Source organism: uncultured Anaerobiospirillum sp. (genome assembly GCF_902485895.1).
Lineage (GTDB): Bacteria > Pseudomonadota > Gammaproteobacteria > Enterobacterales > Succinivibrionaceae > Anaerobiospirillum > Anaerobiospirillum succiniciproducens.
Window position 1 is genome coordinate 1 of sequence record NZ_CABTML010000062.1, and the last position, 6,973, is coordinate 6,973.

Consider the following 6,973-nt stretch of genomic DNA (forward strand, 5'->3'; position numbering starts at 1 on the left):
GCTCTTCCGATCTCAATGACCTCATGTTCCTCGCTTTCATACTGTTCAAAGAACTTTTCAAACATAGATATATCCTTATTGAGCGCCGCTGATGAGAGCACCGTTAGTTGTAAGTTGGTGAATGGTGCTAAGCATATATGCTTTCAAGGGCCAAAGCTAAAAGCTTTGCTGAACTTGATAGTATTAGAACAGGCCATATTAGCAAGTAACACTTCAAGAGCTGCTTCTTTTGCTAGCACGAGAGCGCTATTATGAACACGCCGACACAGCCTAGCTTATCGAGCAGCACATCATAGCAGCTCCTTAGGCCTTTATCAGCAGGAAAATGCAGATACTCGCGCTCTAGTGTAGATGAGCCAACCTAGGTAACTTCTATCACTCTTCTATCACTCAAGGGAGCTGCTATAGAACTCTAGAGGCGCTGAATGTCAGAATGAGGCTAGTTGGCATATGGGCTGTAGTAGGCTTAGAGCAAATGGCTGGTCAGCTGTAGCTGCGCTAGAGTCGTAGAATTATCTCTAGCTGCAGCTACGCTTATCAAGGAGCGTGCGTAGGATGCATGATGCTACAGCCTACGCACGTTGATATAGAAAGGAACAGGATAGGCTTAGACAGGATACTGCAGGGTATGACTATTAGTCGCCCATGCAAAGCAAGGATGATTAGCCCTGAATATAGGCATCCTCAATACCCTTTTCGAGGGAGCCATTAATGGTGATAACGTGGCCTAAAAACATATCGTCATCATTATAGTAGGCAGTAAACTCACCATCAGCATTAACGCTTAGCTCAGTAATGTAGATGCGGGAGGCAAATTCTTCCTCGGTAATCTCATCAGCTGATTCATCTGGGGATGAGACTTCGTCATCGTCATCTTCATCTTCTTCACGCCAGTCATTGGCAAGGTCGGTCAGCTCCTTAGCGGCAAACTCGCGCAATTGATCCTCAAAATACTCATCCTTGTTAATCAAGTCCTTAGCTGCGTTGAGAGCAAGTGTCCAAGTCCCCTGATCTTGAGCATCAACCTCTAAATAAAGAGTGATGATGTTGTCGAAAAAGTCAATCTCACCTTCAAACATCTCTAAGTCTTTGTTGAGTACGAAAGTGCCAAGATCCTCATCTTCAAGTTCCACTTCCTTACGGTACTCCTCAAGTAAAGGCATAAGCTCTGGACAATTTTCGTCCATATTGAGAACTGCTACAACACATAAAGGTGGGGTAGGGAGGTTTGTACAATTCTCAGCTTTCATCTTACGCACTTTAATCTTGTACACAAGCTCTGGACAAAAGCGCCCAAAGCCCATAGTGCCATTATGCTCGTCCTCAGTGATAGGCCACACGAGAGTAACAGGAATATCTACAATCTCACCTGAGTCGCAATACTTAAGGCCAATAGTCGAGGCGCTCATTTCCCAGTACTTAAGCTTAGGATTAGTAGACGCACCCGTGCACTTATTGATAAGAGCAAAAACCTCGTGCTCCTCAGTCTCATATTTTTCGTAAAAATCTTCAAACATAGACCTCTCCTTATGTGGGTCGGAAGCTAACCATATTGACTCGTACAGACAACTATACCGCATGATGCGGCCGCTTTTATGGTTAGAGCTACTCTTTGTGTTAGTGTACCACTAGCTCAAGTACTTAGCATGCTATTGCCCCTTTAGAGCAAGCTTATCAATGAGCTCATCGTAGCAGCTCCTAGGTATTTATCAGCAGGAAAATGCAGGTACTCGCGCTCTAGTGTAGATAAGCCAAGCTAGGTAACTACTATCACTCAAGGGAGCAGCTATAGAGCCCTAGAGGCACTGAAGGTCAGAACTTGGTAAGTTTGCCTATGGGCTGTAGCGGGCTTAGAGCAATTAACAGCAATAGCATGGTCAGCAGTAGCTACGCTAGAGTCATAGAATTATCGCTAGCTGCAGCTAAGCTTACCAAGGAGTATGCGTAGGATGCATGATGCTACAGCCTACGCACGTTGATATAGAAAGGAACAGGATAGTTTTAGATAGGCTGCTACAGCGTATTAAGCTTAGATTCCCATGCTAAGCAAGGATGATTAGCCCTTAAGATTGGCATCCTCAATACCCTTTTCAAGGGAGCCAGTGACAGTGATAACGCGGCCAGAAAACATGTCGTCATCATTATAGTAGGCAGTAAATTCACCACCGGCATTAACAATTAACTCAAAAATGGAGATGCGGCAGGCAAATTCCTCCTCACTAATTTCTTCAAGGTCACTTGGGGCATATAAAGATTCGTCATCGTAATCTTCTTCTTCACGATAATCATTGGCAAGGTCGCTAAGCTCCTTAGCTGCAAATTCACACATTGGTTGATCCCAATACGCGCCCTTGCAAATCAATGCTTTAGCGGCATTAAAAGCTTGTGTCCAAGTGTTCTTATCTAGGGCATCTACCTCTAAATAAAGAGTAAAGCGGTCGGCGCCATAGTCAACCTTACCCTCAAACAGATTTATGTCTTTGTTGAGTACGAGAGTGCCAAGATCCTCATCTTCAAGCACCACTTCCTTACGGTACTCCTCAAGTAAAGACATAAGCTCTGGACAGTTTGCATGCTCATCGATCACTGACACAATACAGTAATGTGGAGTTAGGAGGTTTGGCGCACTCTTAGCCTTCATCTTACGCACTTTGAGGGCGCAGACTTGCTCTTGAGCAAAGCGATCAAAGCTCATTTTGCCAGAGCGATCATCTCCTGCTATAGGCCACGATAGGTGCACGGGAGTTGAGATGATTTCACCAGTGGCGCAAACCTTTAACCCAATAGTCGAGGCAGTCATTTCCCAGAAATTAAGCCTAGTATTACTACATGTTCCAATGCAATTATTGATGATGGCAATTACTTCAAATTCTTCGGACTCGTATTTTGCGTAAAAAGCTTCAAACATAGACTTCTCCTTATGTGGGCCTGCAGCTAACCATATTGACTCGTACAGATGAGTATACCGCGTGATATAGCCGCTGTGATGGTTAGAGCTACTCTTTGTATGAGCGTATCATTAGCTATTAGCTAACGCACTTAGCATGCTAATGCTAAGTCTAAGAGAATAGCCTATAAAAGCCATTAGCTAGCGCATTTGACTAGAGTATGGCACTAAAAAGCTTTTGCAGGGCATGATGGCCTGCTCAAATGTCCGAGCATCCATGATTGAGCATCTAAGAGAGCTCAACGTGCTAGCCTAAAGTGGGGGTAGAGAGAGTTCTTGAGCATGAGGGTAGCGTACGCATTAGCAGATGCGCAAGTACGTTCCCTCATGAGCTTGTTAGCTTATTTTGCACTTACTCTTTTGTTAGCTAGAGAGCTAGCTTGCTGGAAATGGCTGTCGCTTACTTAGATGACTGCTACTCAGAGCGAGAGCTCTCGTCTTGTGCCGGATGAAGATTTTCATAGAGTTGTTTGCCATAAATTAGAGCCTCTAAGATATCAACATCATATTGTTTGCATAAAAAGAAGATGTCGTCTCTAGCGGCAATGCCAAACTCTTTATCTAGCTCATATAAGCTCATGGCCTCGAATTCGGTAATTTTACCTCTCGGATCGGCCGAGGAGTCTACATATATGCTCTCCCTAGCTGTAAGAGCAATAATCGGATCATTAGAAAAAAATTTTACTGCCTCTACATCTACGTTATGCTTCTTAGCAACCACACTCTCATCCGGCTCATCGAGTGTATCTAAAACTATTTCAATGGCTTTTCTAAAAGATAAGTCCATAAGCAAGCTCCTAAAAAGAACGACCTCAAGTTACATAAGATTGAGATTGACTCTAGCATGGCAAGGTTAACTTTAGGCTAATTATAGATAAAGCATATGCTTGCATGATTCTGGATCCGCGCGTGTGCTTGAGAGACGTTTGAGAGTGTAACAGTATCTTTGATATCGAGCCTTTGCTACATTGGCTTTCGTAGTATGTAGCAAGTGGTGATGATTAAGTGCTTATCAAAGGGTACTAGCGTGGCAGAGGCTCTGTATGCAAAGGAGTAGGCGCTTAAGCGAGTGTCACTTATGGTCAAGGCGCGTTAGAAAGTGCGCTAGCTCCTTATTGCTAGTACGCTTGCCTGCCATAGCCTCTTGCAAGATTTCAACAGGAGTACGACCATCGCACCTTGTTTGTCCGCGAATGTAATTGTAGTGGAAATAGTAATAATCAACACTGTCCTTGAGCACGTCATAAGAGTAGAGCTTGTCGTAAAAGAAGATATAGCCTTCATCTTTGTACCTGCAAAAGAACGAGGTCATGATAGTTACGGGCTTAAAGCCGTGTTTGGGCATGACAAAGCGCGGGTGGCTTGCAACAAACTGTAGATACTTGTCGTTAGTGGCAGCGCCTTTTTGCGTGATGTGCAATGTAGCTTTCTTCCACAGAAACCTCTCAGCCATAGCAATGGTAGCTATTACTACATCCTCAGATAATCTCTCAACTAGTGAGTGAGACAAAATAGCTCGGCTATAGGCCTCCATGACCACGGTATAGTAGAACTTCTCGCCATTACGGGTCTTAAGTTCACACGTGCCAGTGATTAAGTGCTCAAAGGGCCGCTTAATGACTAAGGCATTACTAATTGGTCTCATGGCGTTTCCTTTCAAGCTATATTGGCATGCTCGGCTAGCGTATTAAGAGTAGTGCTAGCTTTCAAACAGCTAAGCTTTTACTTAGCACCTCACATCATAAACCCAAGTAGGTCGCCTCATACATAACAAAAGCAAGCTGCAGGTGGGATTAAGTTTGGACGGAGGATTGAGTCTTGTCTTGATCCTTGCCTTGAGCCTTTTGTTGATCCTTGTCTTGAGCCTGAGTTTTGGCTTTAGCCTGAGCTTGTGCATACTCCCATGCAAGCTGAGTAAAGGCCTTGTGCAGGATTTTCTTTGGGGTTTGATAGTCAAGCGCTTCGTGAATGCGGGATTCGTTGTAGTATTTACAAAAGTCCATAATCACCTCATTGAGCATCTTATACGAGGTGAGTAGATGGTAACTTGAATCAAAAACTCGACAGTAAATCTGCCAAAAAACGCTGTCATGATATAGTTGCGTTTGAAGCCTCCCTCAGGCATCAAAAAGCGTGGATGGTTGTTCACAAAGTCGATGTAGGCTTGATTCTTAGCCGCGCCACGCTGCGAAAGATGTACAGTAGCAGGCACAGTTAGATGGGCTACAGATGGGTCATTTAAAGACTGTTCGGCAAGTCTTAGTACATCAATCACCACGCTGTCATTTTGATACGGCGGTAAGGCATAACACAGAATGTATCTACTATAGGCATCCATTACTGGGGTGAAGTAGTAGGTCTTACGATTTTTAATCCTCAGCTCCATTGTGCCGCACAGTAAGTGCTCATATGGGCGAGTGAAGACTAAGGGTTTACTTGAACTGGTCATGAACTCTCCTGCACATAGTATTGCTCTTAAGGGCTGATGTTTTTAGCAAAAGAGCATCTTATCAAGCCTCTTGTATATGCTAATTCCAATACTCATACAGATATCACCTTTATAGCCTCAAAGTCAGATGGACACGTAGCTTGTGATGGGGCACTGATAAGGATAGGGCCATATGCCTATCGCATACCATTCTGGCCCGTACTGTTTATGCCATTAAGCCTTATGTCCTTAGGCTCATATGTCCATGTACGTAATCTACAAGGCAAAAAGCACATGGGCAAAACCACTGACCACCACACCAAGGTGGCACAGCATTGCTGTGGTTGCCAAGCAAAGCTTGGCTTCGTTTAGTCATGCGCAGCTAGAGACTTAATGAGGGCGTAATAATGAGCACGTACAGGCACGTAAAAGAGCTGCTTAATCTTGAGATTGCGACTGCAGCTTGGCCGCTTTTAGCTTATCTATGCCTATCTTCAAAAATTCCAAAGGAGTATGACCTGCTAGAGCCTCTTGCGGACGCCAATCGTTATATTTTTCACAAAAATGCCATATCGCATCATCGAGAACCTTATACGAGGTGAATTGGCTATAGTAAGGGTTAAAAAACTCGGTGCTGAACCTGCTAAAGAAGGCGGTCATATAGTTGTTGCGCTTAAAACCCTCCTCAGGCATCAAAAAGATTGGGCTTTTCTCAACATAGTCTATGAATGCTTGATTTTTAGCTGCGCCACGCTGAGTAAGATGCAAGTATGCCTTATCTGTTACTTCAAAGAACTTAGGATGGACTAAATCATTTTCGATAGCCCTGAGCGCACCGAACACCGCATCATCATTTAACTCTTTGACGAGTGATAGGCACATAATATATCTACTATAGCCATCCATCACAGGGGTGAAGTAGTAGGTCTTACGATTTTTAAGCCTCAGTTCCATTGTGCCGCACAGCAAATGTTCATATGGACGGGTGAAGACTAAAGGTTTTCTCGAAGTGGCCATGGGATTTCCTGTTCATAGTATTTGGCTTAAAGGCTGATGTTTGTGGCAAAAGTGCATCTTATCAAACCTCTAAGTATATGAGGGTGCCAATGCAGATACTGCAATAGCCTCTATAGCCTCAAGGTCTGATGGGTACGTAGCTTGTTATGGGTAATAATAAGGATGAGACATCGGTCATTATGTAGTTAGACCCTTATGTCCTAAGACCCATATGCTCATTCACATTGCCAAAGCATATAAGTAAACCACTAACCATCATGCAGTGTAAGTATAGCTTAGCTAAGTGTTGCCTAACAAAGCCTATCTTCGTTTAGTTAGGCGCAGCTAGAGACTTTAATATGGCGATCTCGTAACATGATCACTATCACATACAAGCGTTAGCCGCAATATGTGCATAAGCAAGTGGTGTGTTTATTGTATGTGATGCCCGGTCATATCGTAGGTTCGCCATATATCATTTCGCAGGAGTTAGAAATTCCTTTAATGAAAGGTGTATGATTAGACTAATAGAAAATAGATAAGCTCATGGATTTCTGTGCTCCTAATAGTAGTCTAGGTTAAATCTTTTTCTTTGAGCAGTA

Annotated in this window: 7 protein-coding genes; all 7 read right to left on the reverse strand. The window is 43.6% G+C overall.

What is annotated here, in order from left to right:
* Positions 1-662: 662 nt before the first annotated feature.
* Complete coding sequence (locus RDO37_RS04920; RefSeq protein WP_308498312.1) at positions 663-1,517, reverse strand: DUF2262 domain-containing protein; 855 nt, start codon at positions 1,515-1,517, stop codon at positions 663-665.
* 539 nt (positions 1,518-2,056) lie between these two features.
* A complete protein-coding gene (locus RDO37_RS04925) occupies positions 2,057-2,908 on the reverse strand; it encodes a DUF2262 domain-containing protein (RefSeq protein ID WP_308498313.1) in 852 nt (283 codons plus the stop codon).
* A gap of 454 nt (positions 2,909-3,362) precedes the next feature.
* Positions 3,363-3,734, reverse strand: coding sequence for a hypothetical protein (locus RDO37_RS04930; protein ID WP_308498314.1), 372 nt, complete (start codon positions 3,732-3,734; stop codon positions 3,363-3,365).
* A gap of 285 nt (positions 3,735-4,019) precedes the next feature.
* Entirely contained in the window at positions 4,020-4,592 is a 573-nt protein-coding gene (locus RDO37_RS04935; RefSeq protein WP_308498315.1) for a hypothetical protein, read from the reverse strand.
* Between the two features lie 148 nt (positions 4,593-4,740).
* Positions 4,741-4,950 carry a hypothetical protein gene (locus RDO37_RS04940; protein WP_308498316.1) on the reverse strand — a complete coding sequence of 70 codons (210 nt, stop codon included), beginning with the start codon at positions 4,948-4,950 and terminating at the stop codon, positions 4,741-4,743.
* Between the two features lie 2 nt (positions 4,951-4,952).
* Positions 4,953-5,396: a hypothetical protein gene (locus tag RDO37_RS04945; RefSeq protein WP_308498317.1), complete on the reverse strand. Its 444-nt coding sequence runs from the start codon at positions 5,394-5,396 to the stop codon at positions 4,953-4,955.
* Between the two features lie 417 nt (positions 5,397-5,813).
* Positions 5,814-6,392 (reverse strand): IS3 family transposase, encoded by a 579-nt coding sequence (locus RDO37_RS04950; protein ID WP_308498318.1) that lies wholly within the window; start codon positions 6,390-6,392, stop codon positions 5,814-5,816.
* Between the last annotated feature and the right edge of the window lie 581 nt (positions 6,393-6,973).

What these genes read in the sequence shown, in the direction of transcription:
- RDO37_RS04920 (WP_308498312.1), bottom strand. Translation starts at nt 1,517, where the DNA reads ATGTTTGAAGATTTTTACGAAAAATATGAGACTGAGGAGCACGAGGTT.
- RDO37_RS04925 (WP_308498313.1), bottom strand. Translation starts at nt 2,908, where the DNA reads ATGTTTGAAGCTTTTTACGCAAAATACGAGTCCGAAGAATTTGAAGTA.
- RDO37_RS04930 (WP_308498314.1), bottom strand. Translation starts at nt 3,734, where the DNA reads ATGGACTTATCTTTTAGAAAAGCCATTGAAATAGTTTTAGATACACTC.
- RDO37_RS04935 (WP_308498315.1), bottom strand. Translation starts at nt 4,592, where the DNA reads ATGAGACCAATTAGTAATGCCTTAGTCATTAAGCGGCCCTTTGAGCAC.
- RDO37_RS04940 (WP_308498316.1), bottom strand. Translation starts at nt 4,950, where the DNA reads ATGGACTTTTGTAAATACTACAACGAATCCCGCATTCACGAAGCGCTT.
- RDO37_RS04945 (WP_308498317.1), bottom strand. Translation starts at nt 5,396, where the DNA reads ATGACCAGTTCAAGTAAACCCTTAGTCTTCACTCGCCCATATGAGCAC.
- RDO37_RS04950 (WP_308498318.1), bottom strand. Translation starts at nt 6,392, where the DNA reads ATGGCCACTTCGAGAAAACCTTTAGTCTTCACCCGTCCATATGAACAT.